The following is a 994-nucleotide window of genomic DNA, read 5'->3' on the forward strand; positions in this document are numbered from 1 at the left end:
CGGTGTTCCGTGGGTTGCGGGGTGTGTGGCGGCGTGGGAGTGAGTTGTTTGCCGAGGTGGTGTTGCCGGAGCGGGCGGCTGATGCTGCGGGTGCTTTCGGGTTGCACCCGGCCCTCCTCGACGCCGCTCTCCACGCCCTGGGCCTGAACCCCCGCACGGAATCGGACTCCGGCCCGCTTCTGCCCTTCTCCTGGAGTGGGGTGTCGTTGTTCGCGGCGGGTGCGTCGTCGTTGCGGGTGCGGCTTGGTGAAGTCGGCTCCGATGCGGTGTCGTTGCTGGTGGCTGATGGTGCTGGCCGTCCTGTGGCGTCGGTGGAGTCGGTGGCGTTGCGGGCTGCTTCGGCGGAGCAGGTGCGTGCTGCCGCCGGCGAGCGCCACGACTCCCTCTTCCATGTCGAGTGGACTCAGACACCGGCGTCCGTACCGGCCCAGGACTCCTCTGCTGATCAGTGGCCGGTGGTGCAGGGGGTCCAGGACCTGAACGATCTCCGCCGAACCTTGGACGGTGGCGCGCCGGTGCCGTCGGTCGTGGTGGTGGAGTGTGGTGCTTCGCCGTCCGGTGAGGCGCTCGGCGATGGTTTGTCGGGTGTGTCGGCGGGTGTGGTGCGTGGTGTGGTGCATCGGGTTTTGGGTGTGGTGCAGGCGTGGCTGGCTGATGAGCGGTTTGCGGATGGTCGTTTGGTGTTGGTGACCCGGGGTGCTGTGGAGGCGGTTTCGGGTGAGGGGGTTGTGGATCTGGCGGCTGCTGCGGCGCGGGGGTTGTTCCGGTCGGCGCAGTCGGAGAATCCGGGTCGTCTGGTGCTGGTGGATGTCGATGATTCGGTGGTGCGGGTGGGTGCCGCGTTGCTGGGTGTCGGTGAGCCGGAGCTGGCGGTGCGTGGTGGTGTGGTGCTGGTGCCGCGTCTGGTGCGGGTGCCGGTGGCCGGTGCGGACGCGGGCACAGGTGTGTCTTTCGGTGGTGTGGGTGCCGGTGGGACGGTGCTGGTCACGGGTGC

Annotated in this window: 1 protein-coding gene; it reads left to right on the forward strand. The window is 68.9% G+C overall.

Translation table 11 applies throughout. From position 1 onward, the window contains the following. Positions 1–44: 44 nt before the first annotated feature. Positions 45–994: SpnB-like Rossmann fold domain-containing protein (locus tag P2Q00_RS50580; RefSeq protein WP_275781987.1), on the forward strand; the 950-nt coding region annotated here is incomplete at its 3' end.

Source organism: Streptomyces coacervatus (assembly GCF_029223485.1).
Lineage (GTDB): Bacteria > Actinomycetota > Actinomycetes > Streptomycetales > Streptomycetaceae > Streptomyces > Streptomyces coacervatus.